This is a genomic window from Flavobacterium sp. (genome assembly GCF_043722275.1).
Classification (GTDB): domain Bacteria; phylum Bacteroidota; class Bacteroidia; order Flavobacteriales; family Flavobacteriaceae; genus Flavobacterium.
The window spans coordinates 1-19,064 of the sequence record NZ_JAYSPC010000013.1; the positions used below are offsets into that span (position 1 = coordinate 1).

Annotated in this window: 16 protein-coding genes and 1 pseudogene; 11 read left to right on the plus strand and 6 right to left on the minus strand. The window is 33.9% G+C overall.

The features are described from left to right. The first annotated feature begins 331 nt into the window (after window positions 1–331). The 4 genes from ACHZDT_RS01685 (at window position 332) to ACHZDT_RS01700 (ending at window position 3,569) form a co-directional block, all read left to right on the plus strand. A complete protein-coding gene (locus ACHZDT_RS01685; RefSeq protein ID WP_394772933.1) occupies window positions 332–997 on the plus strand; it encodes an SCO family protein in 666 nt (221 codons plus the stop codon). 104 nt (window positions 998–1,101) lie between these two features. Further along, window positions 1,102–1,344 (plus strand): ferrous iron transport protein A, encoded by a 243-nt coding sequence (locus ACHZDT_RS01690; RefSeq protein WP_394772934.1) that lies wholly within the window; start codon window positions 1,102–1,104, stop codon window positions 1,342–1,344. After that, entirely contained in the window at window positions 1,341–3,440 is a 2,100-nt protein-coding gene (feoB, locus tag ACHZDT_RS01695; protein WP_394772935.1) for a ferrous iron transport protein B, read from the plus strand. Before ACHZDT_RS01690 ends, feoB begins: the two co-directional genes overlap by 4 nt. Before the next feature lie 6 nt (window positions 3,441–3,446). Then, the gene (locus ACHZDT_RS01700) at window positions 3,447–3,569 is read left to right on the plus strand and encodes a FeoB-associated Cys-rich membrane protein (protein ID WP_394772936.1); all 123 of its coding nucleotides are present in this window, start codon (window positions 3,447–3,449) and stop codon (window positions 3,567–3,569) included. A gap of 864 nt (window positions 3,570–4,433) precedes the next feature. Here the strand turns inward: ACHZDT_RS01700 and ACHZDT_RS01705 are convergent. The 3 genes from ACHZDT_RS01705 to ACHZDT_RS01715 are packed head-to-tail and all read right to left on the minus strand — an operon-like array spanning window position 4,434 to window position 9,329. Then, a complete protein-coding gene (locus ACHZDT_RS01705) occupies window positions 4,434–6,857 on the minus strand; it encodes a TonB-dependent receptor domain-containing protein (protein ID WP_394772937.1) in 2,424 nt (807 codons plus the stop codon). Further along, complete coding sequence (locus ACHZDT_RS01710) at window positions 6,838–8,205, minus strand: HTTM domain-containing protein (protein WP_394772938.1); 1,368 nt, start codon at window positions 8,203–8,205, stop codon at window positions 6,838–6,840. The genes ACHZDT_RS01705 and ACHZDT_RS01710 overlap by 20 nt, the downstream gene beginning before the upstream one ends. A 2-nt stretch (window positions 8,206–8,207) precedes the next feature. Further along, the gene (locus tag ACHZDT_RS01715; protein ID WP_394772939.1) at window positions 8,208–9,329 is read right to left on the minus strand and encodes an imelysin family protein; all 1,122 of its coding nucleotides are present in this window, start codon (window positions 9,327–9,329) and stop codon (window positions 8,208–8,210) included. A gap of 130 nt (window positions 9,330–9,459) precedes the next feature. On the opposite strand from ACHZDT_RS01715, the gene ACHZDT_RS01720 reads away from it, so the two are divergent. Both ACHZDT_RS01720 and ACHZDT_RS01725 read left to right on the plus strand, forming a co-directional pair. Beyond that, window positions 9,460–10,638 (plus strand): imelysin family protein, encoded by a 1,179-nt coding sequence (locus ACHZDT_RS01720; protein ID WP_394772940.1) that lies wholly within the window; start codon window positions 9,460–9,462, stop codon window positions 10,636–10,638. 64 nt (window positions 10,639–10,702) lie between these two features. Beyond that, entirely contained in the window at window positions 10,703–12,100 is a 1,398-nt protein-coding gene (locus tag ACHZDT_RS01725) for a di-heme oxidoredictase family protein (RefSeq protein WP_394772941.1), read from the plus strand. Between the two features lie 79 nt (window positions 12,101–12,179). Here the strand turns inward: ACHZDT_RS01725 and ACHZDT_RS01730 are convergent, their stop codons facing one another. From ACHZDT_RS01730 to ACHZDT_RS01740, 3 genes are all read right to left on the minus strand, one after another. Beyond that, window positions 12,180–12,833: an HD domain-containing protein gene (locus tag ACHZDT_RS01730; RefSeq protein WP_394772942.1), complete on the minus strand. Its 654-nt coding sequence runs from the start codon at window positions 12,831–12,833 to the stop codon at window positions 12,180–12,182. A gap of 221 nt (window positions 12,834–13,054) precedes the next feature. Next, complete coding sequence (locus ACHZDT_RS01735) at window positions 13,055–14,047, minus strand: acyl-ACP desaturase (RefSeq protein ID WP_394772943.1); 993 nt, start codon at window positions 14,045–14,047, stop codon at window positions 13,055–13,057. A gap of 53 nt (window positions 14,048–14,100) precedes the next feature. Then, entirely contained in the window at window positions 14,101–14,841 is a 741-nt protein-coding gene (locus ACHZDT_RS01740) for a lysophospholipid acyltransferase family protein (RefSeq protein WP_394772944.1), read from the minus strand. 208 nt (window positions 14,842–15,049) lie between these two features. Here ACHZDT_RS01740 and ACHZDT_RS01745 point away from each other — a divergent pair, with 208 nt between their 5' ends. The 5 genes and pseudogenes from ACHZDT_RS01745 to ACHZDT_RS01765 all read left to right on the plus strand — a co-directional run bounded on the left by ACHZDT_RS01745 (window position 15,050) and on the right by ACHZDT_RS01765 (window position 19,038). Then, the gene (locus ACHZDT_RS01745; RefSeq protein ID WP_394772945.1) at window positions 15,050–15,319 is read left to right on the plus strand and encodes a hypothetical protein; all 270 of its coding nucleotides are present in this window, start codon (window positions 15,050–15,052) and stop codon (window positions 15,317–15,319) included. Beyond that, window positions 15,307–16,059 carry a hypothetical protein gene (locus ACHZDT_RS01750; protein ID WP_394772946.1) on the plus strand — a complete coding sequence of 251 codons (753 nt, stop codon included), beginning with the start codon at window positions 15,307–15,309 and terminating at the stop codon, window positions 16,057–16,059. Before ACHZDT_RS01745 ends, ACHZDT_RS01750 begins: the two co-directional genes overlap by 13 nt. Before the next feature lie 51 nt (window positions 16,060–16,110). Continuing rightward, a pseudogene (gene rnpA, locus ACHZDT_RS01755) lies at window positions 16,111–16,514 on the plus strand (ribonuclease P protein component). An 80-nt stretch (window positions 16,515–16,594) separates the two neighbouring features. Continuing rightward, window positions 16,595–17,398, plus strand: coding sequence for a DUF4349 domain-containing protein (locus ACHZDT_RS01760; RefSeq protein WP_394772947.1), 804 nt, complete (start codon window positions 16,595–16,597; stop codon window positions 17,396–17,398). A gap of 2 nt (window positions 17,399–17,400) precedes the next feature. Then, the gene (locus tag ACHZDT_RS01765; RefSeq protein ID WP_394772948.1) at window positions 17,401–19,038 is read left to right on the plus strand and encodes a S41 family peptidase; all 1,638 of its coding nucleotides are present in this window, start codon (window positions 17,401–17,403) and stop codon (window positions 19,036–19,038) included. Window positions 19,039–19,064: the final 26 nt, after the last annotated feature.

Here is a 19,064-nt window from a genome sequence, read left to right on the forward strand (position 1 = left end):
TGACTTTCTTTTCCATACAATTAGACTTTAATACTAATATATGTAAATCAATTTAACTCTTCCGAACACTTATGTTTTTAAAACCTGTCGGGTTTACTAAGTCTAAAGGGTTGTCATTTCGATCAAAGAGAGAAATCACACAAGAATTCTACAAAGATTGGCGACATTCAACTCGGAATTTTCTGATATGACTTACTTCGTCCGTTCGCGAAACCCGACAGGTTTTAAAAACCTGTCGGGTTTACTATGTCTAAATATTGAACTTGTTAAAAGCAATACTTAATTAGCGTTTTAAAAAGTGCTTTTTGTATTTTTGCGCCAAATTGTTTTTATGAAATCTCTTCTGTACAAATACCGAAAATTCTTTATTGTTCTAATTGTATTTTCAGCTGTAACCATAACCTTATTTTATTCGGCTTTAAAGCCACAAAAAACATTGCCAATCTACAATCCTGCTGACGTAAATCCTGAATTGGTTGACAGTACAATTCAATATAAAAGCAAATACCATACAATTGCAGATTTCAAGTTTGTAAATCAAAATGGTGATACGATTACTCAAAAAAACTACGAAGGAAAAATTTATGTAGCCGATTTTTTCTTTACGACTTGCGGTTCTATTTGTCCAAAAATGTCAACGAATCTTGAAGAAGTTCAAAAAGCAATTTTAAACAATCCGAAGGTTATGTTGCTTTCGCATACCGTTTTTCCTGAAGTTGACAGCATTCCGGTTTTAAAAGCTTATGCCATAAAACATCATGTTGTTGATAGTAAGTGGAATCTGATTACAGGAGATAAAAAAGAGATTTATACAATGGCGCGAAAATCGTATCTCGCCGTGAAATTAGGCCGGCCTGATCAATTGTATGATATGGTTCATACTGAGAATTTTGTTTTAGTAGATCAGAAACGACGTGTTCGCGGTTTTTATGACGGAACAAATAAAGAAGAAATCAAACGACTTTTAGAAGACATCGATTTCTTATGCCAAGAATAGAATGCCTTATTTTTAGAAACATTTAGCATTTAGAAAAGTGTTAAATGCCTTTGAATAAAGAATAATTGCCTACTTTTGCAATCTAAATTCAATCTAAATAAGCTTTGCAAAATACAATCCATACTCTGAAAAAAGGCGAAAAAGCCATTATTAAAGATTTTGATATCAATTTGATTCCTTTAAAGTTATTAGAGATGGGATGTTTGCCGGGAAATTTAGTCGAATTGCTTCAAATTGCTCCTTTTGGAGATCCGTTATATTTAGACATTAATGGTTCGCACGTAGCCATTCGTGTTGAAACTGCTCGTGAAATTGAAGTTGAAATTATCAAAACCAATTTGCAATGAGCATTCAAAATATTAATGTTGCCCTTATTGGGAATCCAAATACGGGAAAAACTTCAGTTTTCAATCAGCTTACAGGACTAAATCAACAAGTTGGGAATTATCCCGGAATCACCGTTGAGAAAAAAATTGGGTTTTGTAAACTTCCTCATAATATAAAAGCGAATATTCTGGATTTACCCGGAACGTATAGTTTGAACGCAAGTTCTATGGACGAAAGCGTTGTGATTGAACTTTTGTTGAATAAAAACGACAAATTATATCCTGATGTTGCTGTAGTTGTTACAGATGTTGAAAATCTGAAACGAAATTTACTGATTTATACTCAGATAAAAGACCTTGAAATTCCAACGATTTTAGTCATTAATATGTCGGATCGTATGGAAAGTAAAGGAATAACTTTAGATATTCCGTATCTGGAAGAAAAACTTCAGACTAAAATTGCTCTGGTAAGTTCGCGCAAAGGTTTAGGAATTGACGCATTAAAGGAATTGATTGTTTCTTATAAAACGCTTCCTCATCAACCTTGTTTAAATGCTTCGGTTATTGATGCCGAATATTTTGAAAAGTTACAACACGCTTTTCCAAATCAGCTTTTGTATAAATTATGGCTGGTGATTACGCAAGATGTCAACTTTTTGAATTTAGATCGAAATGAAATCCGAAGTACTTTTACAAAATCACATTCAGAATTAAAGCGTTTACAACAAAAAGAAACTATTAAAAGATATCAATTCATCAATGATGTTTTGAAAGAAGGTTTAAAAGTTGATGCCACGATGGCAAAAGATATCAGAGCTAAACTTGATCGTGTATTAACACACAAATTCTGGGGTTACGTTATTTTCTTAGCCATTTTATTTGTGATTTTCCAATCGATTTTTAGTTGGTCCACTATCCCGATGGATTTCATTGACAGCACTTTTGCTTCTTTAAGCAGTTGGGTTGCGCAAGAATTACCAAGCGGTATTTTAACCGATTTACTTTCGCAGGGAATTGTTCCCGGAATTGGCGGTGTTATTATTTTTATTCCGCAAATTGCCTTTTTGTTTTTGTTTATTTCTATTTTGGAAGAAAGCGGTTATATGAGTCGTGTTGTCTTTTTGATGGATAAAATCATGCGTAAGTTTGGTCTTTCCGGAAAAAGTGTCGTGCCTTTAATTTCAGGAACTGCTTGTGCGATTCCGGCAATTATGGCGACCCGAAATATTGAAAACTGGAAAGAACGTCTTATTACGATATTAGTAACTCCGTTCACAACTTGTTCTGCGAGATTGCCTGTTTATACTATCATTATTTCATTGGTCATACCAAATGAACGCCTTTTTGGATTTCTAAACATGCAGGGATTGGCTTTGATGTTGTTGTATTTATTAGGATTTGGAACTGCAATTCTTTCGGCTTATATCTTAAATAAGATATTAAAAATAAGCGCTAAAACGTATTTCGTTGTTGAAATGCCGAGTTATAAATTACCGCTTTTCAAAAATGTTGCAATCAATGTTGTTGAAAAAACAAAAGCATTTGTTGTTGGAGCAGGAAAAATAATCTTAGCGATATCTGTTATTTTATGGTTTTTAGCTTCTTACGGACCTGGAAAGAATTTTAACGAAGCTGAAGAAATTGTAAAAGAAAGATTCGTAAATACTCCGCTTGACGAAGCAACGTTTGAAAACGAAGTGGCTTCTCAAAAATTAGAGAATTCCTATATCGGGATTATGGGTAAAGCTATCGAACCTGCAATTTCTCCACTTGGTTATGATTGGAAAATTGGGATCGCAATTATCAGTTCGTTTGCTGCGCGTGAGGTTTTCGTGGGAACTCTTGCTACAATTTACAGCGTGGGAAGCAGCGATAATGAAGCAACTATAAAAAGTAAAATGCAGGAGGAAATAAATCCGGAAACGGGTCAGAAGATTTTCAATTTTGCTTCCGGAATTTCATTGTTATTATTTTACGCCTTTGCCATGCAATGTGCAAGTACGCTCGCGATTACCAAAAAAGAAACCAATTCATGGAAATGGCCTGCAATGCAGCTGGTTTTAATGAGTGGCCTTGCTTATTTTGTAGCACTGTTTGCGTATCAACTTTTAAAATAAACGATTATGGTACAAGAAATTATTGCCTTCGTTATATTATTTATCGCCGTTGGTTTTTTGATTAAAAAGTTCTTTTGGAAATCTAAAAAGAAAAAGGATTGCGGTGATGGAAATTGTGGGTGTTCTTAGTTTTAAGATACTAAGGTTCAAAGTTGCAAAGGTTCTGAGGTTTTATATTTGGTTTTTTTTCTGCCAAAGACTTACGCAAAGGTTTCGCAGAGTTTCACCAAGATTTTTTTATCGCCCGATTGTCAGGCTGAGCGATCTTGAGGATTCGGGATAAGTCTGCAAAGTTTAATAAAGCTTATGGTTGTCAGGCTGAGCGATCCCGAAGCTTCGGGAGAAGCCCGCAAAGTTGTGTGACGATATTTCTTCAAAATATATTATTAGGTCCGGATTTTATTCCGTACACATCAGATAGATTAATTCTGTTTGTAATAATCTTTGTCTTCAACGGATTAAAATCCGTCGCTACAAAATAAAACGTTCCTCTGGAACTTTTGCTGAAAAGAGCCATAGGCTCGAAAGATATTGTAGAGACGGATTTTAATCCGCCATTTCAAACGCATGCATTATAAAAATTTTAGTTGTCAGGCCGAGCGATCCCGAAGCTTCGGGAGAAGCCCGCAAAGTTGTGTGACGATATTTCTTCACAATATATTATAGGTACGGATTTTATTCCGTAGACATCAAATGGATTTAATTCTGTTTGTAATAATCTTTGTCTTCAACGGATTAAAATCCATTACAATCCGTCATTTCAACACATGTATTATAAAGGTTTTGATTGTCAGGCTGAGCGGAGTCGAAGCCCGCAAAGTTATACGATAATCCTTGACACAATTCCTTATGCAGACGGATTAAAAATCCGTCGCTACAAAATATAACGTTCCTACAGAACTTGTTAAAAGAGCCATCGGCTCGAAACATATTGTAGAGACGGATTTTAACCCGTCATTTTTTAATCGACAAAGTTTTATTCTTGAACATCACCTAAAAAATAAACTCTAAAGTTGTGTAAAACATTCTTAGATCAGATGGGATAATTCCGGGACCGGGATATCCTGTGGCTCTTCTAGTGAAGTATTTATTATCTGTAAAGTTGGTAATTCCAGCTTCTAGCTTCCAGTTTTTCCATTTGTATGAAGATGAAAAATCGGCTACATAATACGTTGGGATTTTACCTGAAATACCATTACTTATTGAGCTTGATGCTACGTTCTGATTGGTTGCATCGGTAAATTGCGATGTAACATATGTAAGCTGAATACTTGACATGAAGTTTTTATATCCTACGCTTGTTCCTGTTTTGATATTGAAAAGCGGAACAAATTCTACTTTATTTCCTTTAACTCCGGGCGCTTCAGATTTTAAATAATCAGAATCTGTAATGGCAACGTTCGAGAAAACATTCCAGCTTAAATTAGCATTCTGTTCAAAGAAGGTTTTACTCAAACTCCAATCAATCATGGTTTCAAAACCATATGTAATTGCCGTTCCTATATTATCTCTTAAAATAATTGGTCGGCCTTGGCTTTCTGTCCAATAATCTCCAATTTTATCATTGTAATATAACGCATAAACACTCGAATCAAACCTGATTTTATCGTTTATCTGACCACGAATTCCAATATCTGAAGTGAAACCTTTTTCATCTGTAATATCTGTTGAAATTGCATAACTTGAATAAACCGTTCTAAGATCACTATAAGTAACCGAACGATAATTTTGCGAAATGTTTCCGTAGAATTCAATTCCATTTTGTGGTTTGTAACTTAATCCAACTCCAAACAAAAAGAAATCACGTTTTTTGATATTGCTTTCGGCAACGGTTTCGTCTAAAATAACGTTTCCGGCACCATCCAGATTAATTTTTCGATATGTTCCATTTGCTTGTGTTTTTATGTTTTCATATCGAAATCCGGGCGTAATCGAGAATTTTGAAGACAATTTGAAGATATTTTCTCCAAAAATCGAAAAATTCAGGTTTGGATATTTATAATCAGATTGGTTTGGTGCTTGTGGAAATTCGGCTGTAGCCAAATTAAAATTGGCATCACTTCCTGAACTTCCGGGACCTTGAATTCCTGTATTTTGTGCCTGATAATATTTGGCACCAATTAAAAAAGCATTGGAGTTTCCGTTGAAATTGTATTTTTTCAAGTAACGCGCTTCGGCTCCCCAATTGACAAAATCCCCAACAATTAAATCACGAACTCCGCCAGAATCTGGCAAATCAACACGATTTGGACGAAATCCTACTGTTTTTCTGCTCGCATCTAAACCGAATAACTGCAACGAGAAATCGGCATCATTGTCAAAATGATGTTTCAATCTTAAGGCAAATAAGTTCCAGTTTACGGCAAACCAATTTCGGGTTCTGTTGCTTTGTGTTGGATCTTGTTCAAACATTTGATCTGTTAGTCCGCCGGCTTGCTGCGCTAAATAATCAAAATGGGTATAATCAAAATGAACAGAGGTTTTATCTGTAAACTGATAATTCAGGTTTGCAAAATAGTTCTTGCTTTCAAAATCCGAATTAGGACGAAAACCATCTCCTTTTTTATAATTGAAAAAAGTATAATAACTGAATTTTCCTTTTGTACCGCTTAAACTGGTGAAATTGGTAAACAATCCGTAAGAACCAATTGTGTTTCGGGTTAAAAATTCGATTGGTTTTTTACTCGGACTTTTGATTTTAAAATTGACCAAACCACCAAACTGAGTTCCGTATTGCAAAGAAGCTGCGCCACGAACGATCTGGATTTCTTCGAGAGATTCGGTTGGAGTTGCGTAATAACTTTCGGGATAACCCAAAACATCGGCACTAATATCATAACCGTTTTGGCGTGTATTAAAATTGGCACTTCTATTTGGATCTAAACCGCGGCCGCCAATACTCAACTGCAAACCTCCATCAGAACTTTCGTTAATGGTTAAACCCACGACTTGCCCGTAAATCTGGCGCGCATTGTTTGTTGCTTTATTGGCTGTTAATTTATCAAGCTGAATTACTTCTGTTTTTTTACCCGCGTAAATCGCAGTTTCTTCAATGTCTTTAAGTTTATGAAGCGCAAAGATTTTCTCTCTTTCGTTTTTAACTACAACTTCAGAAAGGTTTGTAATCTTGTTTAAAGTAATCACTAAATCTGAAGCCGGAGCTGCAATTTCCTGTTCTAAAACAGAGAAACTATCTTTATAAAATACAAAAGTATAAGTTCCTGAATTGGCAACTACAACATCAAAAACTCCGTCTTTGTTGGTTGAAGTTTTACTTCCGTTTGATGTATTATATACCTCAACGTAGGATAATTTCTCACCGGATTCTCCCACTAAAACTCCTGAAATATGGGTTTGAGCAATTGCGTTGAATGAAAACAGGAGAAATAAAAGACAACTAAAATCCTTTAATTTCATCGTTAAAAGGTAAAATCCATGTTTTGTGCGCGAATGATTCATTTTCTTTTGCGAGGTTTATGTGTTGGTCTATATAAAGTTTGCTCAATCTGCCGTTGAGTGCGACGTAGCTTTCTACTCTAACTTCCGGATCGTTAATGCCTTGTTTTTGATAATAATCGTGTAAAAAATGGGCATATTCTAATATAAAATCAGGTTGAAATGCCATTTGTTTTTCCTGAAACGCGGTCAAAAAATGTCCGTTGTTTATTTTTATCTGATTCTTGGTTTTACTGTCGGTTACTGTAAATTGGGTATAACCTGCTTTTTCCATTAACATGACGCGCCACGAAAAACGAAAACCTTCTTCGGTCCAGAATAATTCATCGGGATATAGTAAATAACGAAATGGAAATGTGAGTTGAAAAACTAAAAAACAAACCAGAATTGCTATTTTGGCTTTATAGAATCCTGTAAATGATGTTATTTTTTCTTTTCCATTTTCGAATATATTCAAATTGAAACGAAGTAATTGTGCGATATAATTGAGGTATTTTTTATGGAAATCACTTTCAAAAAACAACAATGAACTCACAATCATAACATATGGAAAAACGCCAATAGGAAATAAAATCTTGGTCAATACATGAAAAACAACTACAATAACAAAGGCAAATGTTCTCGTTCGTTTGTAAAGCAGTAAAAACGGAATGCTTAAATCGTAAATCATTCCGCTCCAGCTAAAGGCAAAATGAATCCAGTTTTCGTTTAGGAAACTTCCAATTATTGGAAGATTATGATTTGTAGGCAACCAGATTTTTAAAGGCATTGCTTTAAAAAGCCAGTCAGAATTTATCTTTGCCAAACCTGCATAAAAGTAAACGATTCCTAAAAGGAGTTTTAAAATATCCGTTGTCCAACGTGGAATTTTCTGAAAGGCAATTTTCGGGTTTCGATACCCATCTACGGAAAAATAAGCATTCGCCGGAAGAAAAATCAAGACAAAACTAATAACCGAAATAAAGTAATAATGATTGAGATAAGTTGTTTTATCCATCAACTCAATATAAGTAAAACTCAGGAAGAATAATGTTGATGCAACTTTGTAGCGATAACCAATGGCAATACCAATGGAAGCAATTCCTGCGACCCCAAAAAGCAGGTAAGTCCACGTCCCTAAAGGCTTCACCCATTCGAAACCATAATACGTAAAATGGAAAAGCGGCTTGATATAGAACTTATCTACCCAATTATAACTCATAAATCGAATCAAACTGAGGCTCATCATAAAACCAAACGCCAGCCTAAAAAAAGCTAGCGTTGCGGCATGAGTATTGTTTTCTAAATATTTTATAATGCTATTTTTCATTATTAATCGCCATCGCCATCTACATAATCAATTGTTATGTTTAGTGCTTGCATCATATCTAGTTTTGTATAAATAACATTTTTCTGCAGGACATCATAAGCTGCAGTAACTTTTGAGTTGTCTGTGTTTATTTGATTTGCCAGACTTGCATTTAAATCATTGGTTGAAGTAAACACCGCAGCATATTGTGTATTAATTAATTCGCTTAAATTTTTACCATCACGAACAGCATTTACAAAATCTAAATAAGTCTTTAAACTTTCGCCTGTTGTGGCTGAGTTAAAATGTTTTCCGTTAAAAAAATCCTGTGATGCTTTAAGTGAAATATTCAGTAATTCTTTTGAAACATTTGCTTTGTAGATCGCTTCTGTTTTTTCAGGATATTTTACTCCGTTAGAAAACAATCCTGCGGGAATTCCTAATTTTATTGTTCGGATATCTTTCTCAAGATTTTTAACAAAGTTATTGGTTGTAATGTTTACCGCGCCACTTACAGATGTTCCTGTGTTTGCGACATAAGCATTTCTATATCCGCCCGTTTTCCAATCTGTAACTACTAAATCGATTGTTGATTTTAATCTCGCTGTTACATCTGTTATATACTTTTTATAATTTGTCGCTTTTGCATTTGTTGTATAAAAAGTTACAATTGTCGCATCATCAGCTCCTAAACCATTTAGTAAATAATCTAATGCCGGCAAACCTTGTTTTGAATATTGTGCCTGCAAAATTAAATTGTATGTTCCTGAAGTAATGTTTTCTTCAATACCAGTTGCACTTGTTGGATATGTATTGGCTATTTCTTTAAAATTAATGTCCAATGCTTTTCCAAAACCGTAAATTCCAACGTATTGATAGGCTTTATAAGCTTCATACCAGCTTGTTCTTAATGTTTGAAGATTAGCTGCTGTTGGTGTCGTTGTAAAAGTTGCAGCATCTGTAGAAAGTGTAGTTACTTTGGTTTGGTAGTTTTCGTAACTCGGGATAATGATATTATCTGCCCAATTAGTTAAGAGAACGGCGCGATCGTAATTGTTTCCGCTTGAATTATCTCCATTATTATCACCTGATGAACAAGCTATTATGGTTATAATTAAACCTAAAAGGAAAATTATTTTTTTCATTTTGATTGATATTTCGACAAAAATACAAAAGAGCATCAAACTAATGTATATTTATTCTAAATAAAATCTACTTGCATATGAGAATTTATTACTTTTGCCTAAATTTAATCATTCTAAATAAAACCAAGATATGAAAAACTTATATTTAAAAGTTGGTGTTGCAGTGTTTGCAGGATTGACTTTTTTTGCTTGTAGCAACAACGATGATAACTCTGGGTCATCTACTGTAACTAAAAAACAAGTTATTACAAATTATGCTGATATTGTTTATGCTAATTACAAAAAAGCATTTGATGATGCGGTTCTTTTAGAGACTGCTATTAAAACTTTTACAACTACGCCTACTGATGCTAATTTTACTGCAGCAAAAACTGCCTGGAAAACTTCAAGAGAAAGTTATGGTACTACTGAAGCTTTCCGTTTTGCAAATGGACCAATTGATGGTGACGAAGATAGTCCTGAAGGACTTATGAATTCATGGCCATTAGATGAAAACTTTATTGATTATGTTGATGGAGCTGCAAATGCCGGAATTATCAATGATCTAACAGATTATCCTGCAATCAACAAAGCTGTTCTTGAAGGCTTAAACGAAGATGGTGGCGAAAAAAATATTAGTGTGGGATATCACGCAATTGAATTTTTATTGTGGGGACAGGATTTAACTGCGCCTTCTGCAAAATTACCCGGACAAAGAAAATTTACTGATTATGTAACTGGTGCAACCGGAACTGCTGCAAATCAAACTCGCAGAGCTGCTTATTTAAATGCATGTGCTGATTTGTTGACTGATAATTTAACTTATTTAGTTGACCAATGGAAACCAAGCGGTGTGTACAGAACTAAATTTTTAGCTTTGTCAGAAGATGTTGCTCTTAAAAACATTTATTTAGGAATTACTACTCTTGTTACTGCCGAATTACCTATTGAGCGTATGGAAGTGGCGCTGGAAAATGCGGATCAGGAAGATGAACATTCTTGTTTTAGTGATAATACACACAGAGATATTGCTTTGAATTTACAAGGTGTGATTAATGTTTATCAGGGAAAATACGGTTCTATTGACGGACCATCTTTAGAGGATTTAGTAAAACAAGCTGATGTTACTGTTTATACTGATACTCAGACTTCATTAAATGCTTCTACTACAAAAACAGCTGCAATTTTGACTCCGTTTGATCTAGCGATTTCGGGAGGAACTGAATCTGCTGAAGGTGCAAAAGTAAAAGTAGCTGTACAACAATTACTTAACTTTGGAGCTAATTTATTGGCTGGAGCTGCAAAAATTGGAATAATCGTAAACGGTTAATCAAAATATAAAAAATATAAACAAAAAGTGTTCCTTTACGGGAGCACTTTTTTAGCATAATACCATGAAGAATTTTACCACTTATTTTCTTGTTATTCTGAGTCTTAACTTTTACAGCTGCAGTAATAACGATGATAATTACACTCCATTAACTGCTGAAGACCGCGAACAATTTTCAGGCGGCGATGCTACAGTTTTTAATGTTAGCGAAGAGGCTTTTGGTTTTTCGATCACCAGTTTAACTTTAGATGAACAGACAGATTTTGGGGTAGGAAATTCTTTTTTCAGGCAAAGTTGGGTTTCTGCTCCGTCTTCAACTACTGCAAGAGATGGTTTGGGCCCTTTTTTTAATGCTGTTTCCTGTGCAAGTTGTCATTTTAAAGACGGACGAGGAAGAGCGCCTTTATTTAATGGAGAATTGGGAAAAGGATTGCTTTTAAGATTTTCGGTTAACGGACAAGATGCGAATGGTCTTGCATTTACTGATCCTGTTTATGGCGGACAATTACAAGACAATGCAATTTTAGGGCAAACTCCCGAAGGGCAATTTACGGTAAGTTATCAGCAAATTCAGGAGACTTTGGCTGACGGAACTGTGATTACTTTACAAAAACCAACATACGCAGTTACTAATTTAGGTTACGGACCTTTAGCAAATGTGCAGGTTTCACCCAGAGTTGCGAACCAGATTATTGGTTTGGGTTTATTAGAAGCGATTCCTGAAAGTACTATTTTAGGTTTTGTCGATGAAAATGATTCTAATAAAGATGGTATTTCAGGCCGACCAAATTATGTTCATGATTTTTTAACTAATACAACTCAATTAGGGCGTTTTGGATGGAAATCAAATCAGCCGAATGTTCGTCAGCAAGTGGCGAGTGCTTTATCTGGTGATATGGGGATTACCTCAACTTTGTTCCCTAACGAAAGTGGTCCTTTTGGAGTCGATTTAAATACGATTCCGAATGGTGGAACTCCTGAAATTTCAGAAATTAACCTGAACCGAATGGCTTTGTATTCTCAAACATTAGCAGTTCCGGCACGAAGAAATTATACGGATCAAAATGTTCTGAAAGGAAAAAAGACTTTTGAAACGATCAATTGTACGGGTTGTCATATTCCGAAAATTCAAACAGGAACTACGCATGCTATTGCTTCTCTTCGCAATCAAACTATTCGACCTTATACTGATTTGTTACTTCACGATATGGGCGAACAATTATCTGATAATGCAATTGATTTTAAAGCAACCGGATCTGAATGGAGAACTCAGCCTTTATGGGGAATTGGTTTGATAAAAATAGTGAACGGTCATACAAGTTTAATGCACGACGGAAGAGCCAGAAATGTTGAAGAAGCTATTTTATGGCACGGCGGAGAAGCTCAAACTGCAAAAGACAAATACAAAAAACTCTCAAAAGAAGAACGTGACGATTTGTTAGCGTTTATTAATAGTTTATAAGTTTTTAGTCGCAGTCTCAGTTTTCAGTTTTCAGTCGCAAAGTAAATCGAGACTGAAGACTGAGACTGATATTAAAAATCTACTTCACTCCTTCCCATTCTGCATAAAACTGAGCCAGGAAATTTTCCATAAAACGATGTCTTTCGGCAGCGATTTGTTTTCCGGTTTGAGTATTCATTTTATCTTTTAAAAGTAAAAGCTTTTCGTAGAAATGATTTATAGTTGGCGCATTATTCTTTTTGTATTCTTCTTTACTCATATTAGTTATTGGAGCAATTTCAGGATTATATAAGGTACGATTTTTAAATCCTCCATAATTAAACGCTCTTGCAACTCCTATTGCTCCTATTGCGTCTAAACGATCTGCATCCTGAACGATATCTAATTCAATCGATGAGAATTTCTTTTCGAAATTTCCGCCTTTATAGGAGATGTTTTCGATGATATTCACGACATGTTGAATAATATCTTCTGAAACTGATTCTGATTCTAAAAACAAACGCGCAGTTTTTGGTCCGATGGTTTCGTCTCCATTATGAAATTTACTGTCGGCAATATCATGAAGCAAAGCTCCTAATTGAACAACGAGCAAATCGCATTCTGTTCCTTTTGCTATTAATTGTGCATTTTTATATACGCGTTCGATGTGAAACCAATCGTGTCCACCTTCGGCATCATTTAGTTTTTCTTTTACAAAAGCAATTGTTTTGTTTAGTAGGTCGGTGTTATTCATTGCTGGTGTTTTGTTGTTGGTAAATTGCCCACTGATTTAACAGATTAAACAGATTTACACAGATTCTTTTTATACTTTACACTTTATAAAATCCTTTAAATAAAAATGTTGATTGTCAAAGTTATTAAACTTCAACAATCAACATTTTCAATATCAATATCAATTGCAAAAATCAATTTTAAATCTATCCCGATAGCTATCAGGAATGCAATCTAAAATTTTTACAATCTGGCAGGTTCAACCCATTTAAAGATGTGTGATTCTTGCGGAATTACCAATCTTTCTGAGATTCTTGCCATACGACCTGGTAATTTCATTAAATAATCACGTGCTTTTTCTGCTTCATCTGTTAAACCGGACATTTTATCAATTTCCCACTTATCCATTAATTTCTGCATGATATCTACATAATCGCTTGCTGTATAAACTCCAATACGCTGTGCAGAATCTGAAAATTGTTCAAAAGCAGAACTGATCTTTTGACCAGATTCTCTTAAAAAGTGTGCCGGCATCACGATTTTTTGTTTCATCATGTATTGAAACGCTAACATCATTTCGCTTGGATCTACTGCAAAAATACGGGTAACAAATTCGCTGTATGCATGGTGATGACGCATTTCGTCACCAGCAATCATTTTACACATTTTAGACAACTTGTTATCACCAAATTTCTTCGCCATTTGAGCTACTCTATTGTGTGAAACATAAGTTGCTAATTCCTGGAAACTAGTATATACAAAGTTTTTGTATGGGTCAGATCCAGTTCCAATATCAAAACCGTCGTTGATTAAATGTTGTGTTGTCATTTCGATTTCACGCATGTTCACACGACCGGACAAATACAAGTATTTGTTTAAAAGATCACCGTGACGGTTTTCTTCTCCAGTCCATTGTCTGATCCATTTTGACCAACCGTTTCCACCGTTTTCTATTTGATTAATTCCTTCTACGTCCATTAACCACGATTCGTATGTTGGCAAAGCTTCTTCGGTAATTGTATCACCTACAAGCGTTACCCAGAAATCATATGGCAATTCTTTGGCTATTTCACGTAACTCTTTTACCTCCTCAAAGAAATTTTCTCCTTCAGAATTAGGCAAAAAGTCTGACGGCTGCCAAATTTTTTCCACAGGAATTAAATACTGTTCAACGAAGCTATCCACGTTTTTTTCCAAAAACTGCATTACTTCTAATCTAATGTTTTTTATAGACATTACTTATTTTAGATTTGGGATTTATGCTTAGAATAATTTCTAAAATCATAAATCTATTTATACTCGTTTACTCCTTCTACAACTGCCTTCTCTGTCATTTCCATTAAATCGGCAAAGTTATAGTCTTTTACTGCAATAGCTTTATGAACGGTAAAGGTAAGGCGATTTCCTAAACCAACAGGGAAAAAACCATATCGCACCATTTTCCATGAATTGTTGATACTTACTGGTACTATATACGCTGAAGGCGCATATTTACACAGAATCTTCAAACCATTTTGAGCGAATTCTTTCGGTTTTCCTGTTTTACTTCTTGTCCCTTCCGGAAAAATAACAGCAGATCTTTTGTATTTCTCTATATATTCTGACAAGCCTTTGATTGCTGGAATGGCTTGTTTAGGGTCTTTACGGTCAATTAGCACTGATCCTCCGTGACGTAAATTAAATGACACGCTTGGAACTCCGCTTCCTAACTCTTTCTTGCTTACAAATTTACAATGAAAACGTCTAAAGTACCAAATCATTGCTATGATATCGTACATGCTTTGGTGATTTGAAACAAAAATAATAGGAACTCCTGTTGGAATTGTTTCTCGGTTTTCAATCTTATACGTTGTTCCCACGAGATTTGTACATCTTAAAAGGAAAAAATTTAAATAATCTACACTTTTTTTATGAGCCTGATAACCAAAAACATTTAGGCAAATCCACTGTATTGGATGAAATACAAGTAAACACAAACTAAATATTATGTAGTATATAGCAGATATTGGATATGAAATTATTTTTTGCATGCTTTAAAAAATTAATGCCCAAAAGTAATAAATAAATTTTTAGCCTTATAAAAATTGAAAACAATAACCGTTTTATTGTTTAATTGTACCTTTGTACTATAAAATTGCAAATTTTTTCTGAATTAAATGACGTTCGCACAGGATATTTGATTGTTCAAAATCAGATAAAAAATCGTAAATTTGAAATTAAACTTCTTTTAAGTACGTCATGAAAAGCAAGATCGCCCGCTTTGTTATAAAGCAACATAAAGAAAAACTTAATCCTAATGAAACAGATATTCTTATAAAATCTGCTTCAAGAAGTTCAAGTTATGCCATTAGAGAATCTAAAGCTTTAGGGCTAACTATAAAATCAATCTCAGGAAAAAAAATAATTGAAAAACTTCCAAACGGAGAAATTAAAATACTTCGAGATCTTCAGGGAAAACATACTACTGAAATAGGTTTGAAAAAAGGAATGGTTTTATGCAGGAGATAAAAAAAAGACTGAGAATATTTGCAGGACCAAACGGATCTGGAAAAAGCACTCTTTTTGAAGAATTTTCTAAAAACTATAATACCGGACATTTTATAAATGCAGATTATTTAGAAAAAATATTAAGAACTAAAGGCTTAATAGATTTAGATTCCTATGACATAAAATCATCACAGGAAGAATTAATAAATTTCTACAAAAAAGAAAACACAAACACTTTAATAAAAACTGCGAACGAAAAGGGATTTCAAATTTCTATTGAGATAAAGGAAAACTTTATAATCTCTATCTCAAAAAACCCCAATAGCTACGAAGGCTCACTAATATCCTCTTTTTTGAGAGAAAAATTACTTAAAGAAAATAAAAGCTTTTGCTTTGAAACTGTCATGAGCCACGTTTCAAAATTAGAAGATATTACCGAAGCAAATTCTTTAGGATATACTTCATACCTTTATTTTGTATGCATAGATGATCCTGAAGTAAATATTTCCCGTGTTGAAAACCGAGTTCAAAAAGGTGGGCACGCTGTTGATAGTGAAATTATAAAAAACCGATATACACGAACTCTAAATAATTTATTTCCGGCAATAGAAATTTCAAATAAGGCGTATCTATTTGATAATTCTGGAGAGAAAATCATTTTAATAGCTGAAATAAATAATGCTAAATCATTAAAACTTCATATAAACGAGGAAGATTTTCCAAATTGGTTTAAAGAATTTGTATTAAATCACTTCATATAAAAAGAGCTATTGTACCTTTGCAATAAAAATTGCAAATTTTTTCTGAATTAAATGAACTTTACTTACCCAAAAATGAACGCTTAAAGAGCAAAACGACAATTGATTTACTTTTTTCTGATGGGAAATCGGTTTCTAAATATCCGTTGCGTTTGGTTTACCGTCAAGCGGAAGGTGATGCAGAAGAAAAAATCAAAATGGGCGTTTCGGTCTCTAAGAAATATTTTAAAAAAGCCGTCGATCGCAATTATTTTAAACGTGTTCTGAGAGAAACGTACCGTTTAAACAAACATTTACTGCTGGATAATATCGAACAACCGTATTCTATTATGTTTTTTTATCAGACGAAAGACAGATTATCTTACGAAGAAATCAATACTAAAACGATTCAGTTGTTTGAGAAATTCCTTCTTCAGGTAAACAAAACTCCGGATTCTGACGATAAAATCAGTTTGTAATCCTTCAATTACAACTTTATGAATCAAATTAGATCCAGAATTATAAAAAAATTGTAGTTTTAGCTCTAATTTGAAATTTTATGCGAAATTTTTTCTTTTTATTATTTGCTGTATTTACTTTTTCAAGTTGCGGAAAAGAAGCTGAAAATGCTGCTGTTTCTAATATGTCGATTGCAGCGGTAAGAGTCTCATCGCCCAATCAACCAAATGATGATGAAAGTGCCATTATTCCTCAAAAAATAATCAAACAAGCTTATCTTAAATTTGAAATCAGTGATCTACAAGGTACTTATAATCAAATTCAGATTGCAACTAAAACAAATAAGGCAAATATTCAAAGTGATTCTCAGCAAAAAAACTATAATAATATTAGTAGAACTATAACGGTTCGAGTTCCTGTTGAAAACTTTAATACTTTTTTAGAATCAATATCCAAAGGTGTTTACTATTTTGATCAAAAAGATATTTCTTCGCAAAACGTTACTGAACAATATATTGATCTTGATTCGAGATTGAAAACAAAACGAAAACTTGAAGAGCGTTACTTAGAAATATTACAAAAAGCCACAAAAATTAGTGAGATTCTGGAAATAGAAAAACAAATTTCGACCATTCGTGAAGAAATTGAAGCTAAAGAAGGGCAACTGAAATATTTAGAAAACCGTGTTTCTGAAAGTACTGTTACAATTGAATTTTACAAAACCATTGCCCAAAAAGAAGGCGTTAAAACTTCCTACGGATCTAAAGTCTGGACTGCGATTCAATCCGGATTTTTTAGCCTTTCAGAATTTTTAATATCAATCATTAGTCTTTGGCCATTTATTATACTATTTTGCGTATTCGCCTATTTTATTAGAAAAAGATTTAAAAGAAAAAAAATATAATCATGTATCCTTATTTCAAAAAGAAATTCATCATACCAACTGTTGCGGCAGTATTTTTATTTATTGGAGCCAGTTTCAAAGACGACTTTTTTGAAATTGCGAAACAAATCGAAATCTTCACAACGCTGTTCAAAGCTGTAAATACTAATTATGTGGATGAAACCAATCCCGGCGATTTGATGGACAAAGCCATTAAAAGCATGTTGGGGAGTTTAGATCCTTATACGGTTTACTTTAATGAGCAGGATGTTGTAAATTTCAAGATCAATAATACTGGTGAATATACCGGAATTGGCGCTTTGATATCAAGAAAAAAAGACCGTTTAATTGTTCGCGAACCTTATAAAAATTATCCTGCTGATAAAGCCGGACTAAAAGCCGGTGACGAAATTATTCAGATTGGCGATGTTTTGATTGCTGATTTTAAAGATGATGCTTCGCAATTATTAAAAGGAACAAAAAACACTAAAATTCAGATCAAATATGTTCGTCAGGGAAAAACGTTTACAACCGAATTGATTTTGGATGAAGTTGATATTAAATCAGTTCCTTTCTTTGGTAAAATTGACGACAAAACGGGTTATATTGTTTTGGCACATTTTAGCCGAAAAGCATCAAATGAAGTAAAAGACGCTCTTGAAAAACTAAAAGCCGATGGAGCTAAACAAATTGTGCTTGATTTAAGAGGAAATCCAGGTGGTTTATTAAGTGAAGCAATTGATATCTGTAATTTATTTGTTCCAAAAAATGAAGTTATTGTTACTACAAAATCAAGAATCGAGAAACACAACAGTACTTATAAAACTACGAAAGAACCTATTGATACTGAAATTCCGTTAGCAATTTTGGTAAACGGAAGAAGTGCATCAGCATCTGAAATTGTTTCGGGAGCTCTACAGGATTTAGATCGTGCGGTGATTTTAGGAAGCCGCAGTTTTGGTAAAGGTCTTGTACAACGTTCTGTTGACCTGACTTATGGAACGCAGTTAAAAGTTACTATTTCCCGATATTACACTCCTTCTGGTCGTTGTATTCAAGCGCTGGATTATGCTCATAAAGATAAAAATGGTGTTGCTCAAAAAACAGATGCTAAAAACTTCACTGCTTTTAAAACCCGAAAAGGAAGAACGGTTTATGATGGCGGAGGTGTTTTACCGGACATTGAATTAGACGAAGCTAAAATGAGCCCAATTACAACTGCTTTATTGAAAAACGACGGAATCTTTGATTATGCTACGACATATTATTATAAGAATCAGAATTTAGGTGATAAAATCCCAACGGTTTCTGATACTGATTACATGAGTTTCAAACAATACCTGAAAGCAAATAAAATAAGTTTTGATACAGAAACTGAGGTGGCGTTGAAAAACACTTTGGCTGCAGCCAAAAATGAAAAAATAGACGAAACCATTGCTCCGGAATACCAACAATTATTAGCTGCTTTGGAAAAAAGTGAAACTACTTTGTTAGATAAAAATCAAAAGGAAATTAGAATCCTGATTCAGGAAGAATTGATAAAGAGATATCAATATCAGGAAGGTTTGTACCAATATTACATTAAAAACAATTCAGAAATTAAAAAAGCCGTAAGCGTTTTAAATAATCAAACCGAGTATAAAACGATTTTAAAAATGTAGAAAATCGTTAATTAAACTAATTTAAC

What these genes read in the sequence shown, in the direction of transcription:
- ACHZDT_RS01685 (WP_394772933.1), top strand. Translation starts at nt 332, where the DNA reads ATGAAATCTCTTCTGTACAAATACCGAAAATTCTTTATTGTTCTAATT.
- feoB (WP_394772935.1), top strand. Translation starts at nt 1,341, where the DNA reads ATGAGCATTCAAAATATTAATGTTGCCCTTATTGGGAATCCAAATACG.
- ACHZDT_RS01700 (WP_394772936.1), top strand. Translation starts at nt 3,447, where the DNA reads ATGGTACAAGAAATTATTGCCTTCGTTATATTATTTATCGCCGTTGGT.
- ACHZDT_RS01705 (WP_394772937.1), bottom strand. Translation starts at nt 6,857, where the DNA reads ATGAAATTAAAGGATTTTAGTTGTCTTTTATTTCTCCTGTTTTCATTC.
- ACHZDT_RS01710 (WP_394772938.1), bottom strand. Translation starts at nt 8,205, where the DNA reads ATGAAAAATAGCATTATAAAATATTTAGAAAACAATACTCATGCCGCA.
- ACHZDT_RS01715 (WP_394772939.1), bottom strand. Translation starts at nt 9,329, where the DNA reads ATGAAAAAAATAATTTTCCTTTTAGGTTTAATTATAACCATAATAGCT.
- ACHZDT_RS01720 (WP_394772940.1), top strand. Translation starts at nt 9,460, where the DNA reads ATGAAAAACTTATATTTAAAAGTTGGTGTTGCAGTGTTTGCAGGATTG.
- ACHZDT_RS01725 (WP_394772941.1), top strand. Translation starts at nt 10,703, where the DNA reads ATGAAGAATTTTACCACTTATTTTCTTGTTATTCTGAGTCTTAACTTT.
- ACHZDT_RS01730 (WP_394772942.1), bottom strand. Translation starts at nt 12,833, where the DNA reads ATGAATAACACCGACCTACTAAACAAAACAATTGCTTTTGTAAAAGAA.
- ACHZDT_RS01735 (WP_394772943.1), bottom strand. Translation starts at nt 14,047, where the DNA reads ATGTCTATAAAAAACATTAGATTAGAAGTAATGCAGTTTTTGGAAAAA.
- ACHZDT_RS01740 (WP_394772944.1), bottom strand. Translation starts at nt 14,841, where the DNA reads ATGCAAAAAATAATTTCATATCCAATATCTGCTATATACTACATAATA.
- ACHZDT_RS01745 (WP_394772945.1), top strand. Translation starts at nt 15,050, where the DNA reads ATGAAAAGCAAGATCGCCCGCTTTGTTATAAAGCAACATAAAGAAAAA.
- ACHZDT_RS01750 (WP_394772946.1), top strand. Translation starts at nt 15,307, where the DNA reads ATGCAGGAGATAAAAAAAAGACTGAGAATATTTGCAGGACCAAACGGA.
- ACHZDT_RS01760 (WP_394772947.1), top strand. Translation starts at nt 16,595, where the DNA reads ATGCGAAATTTTTTCTTTTTATTATTTGCTGTATTTACTTTTTCAAGT.
- ACHZDT_RS01765 (WP_394772948.1), top strand. Translation starts at nt 17,401, where the DNA reads ATGTATCCTTATTTCAAAAAGAAATTCATCATACCAACTGTTGCGGCA.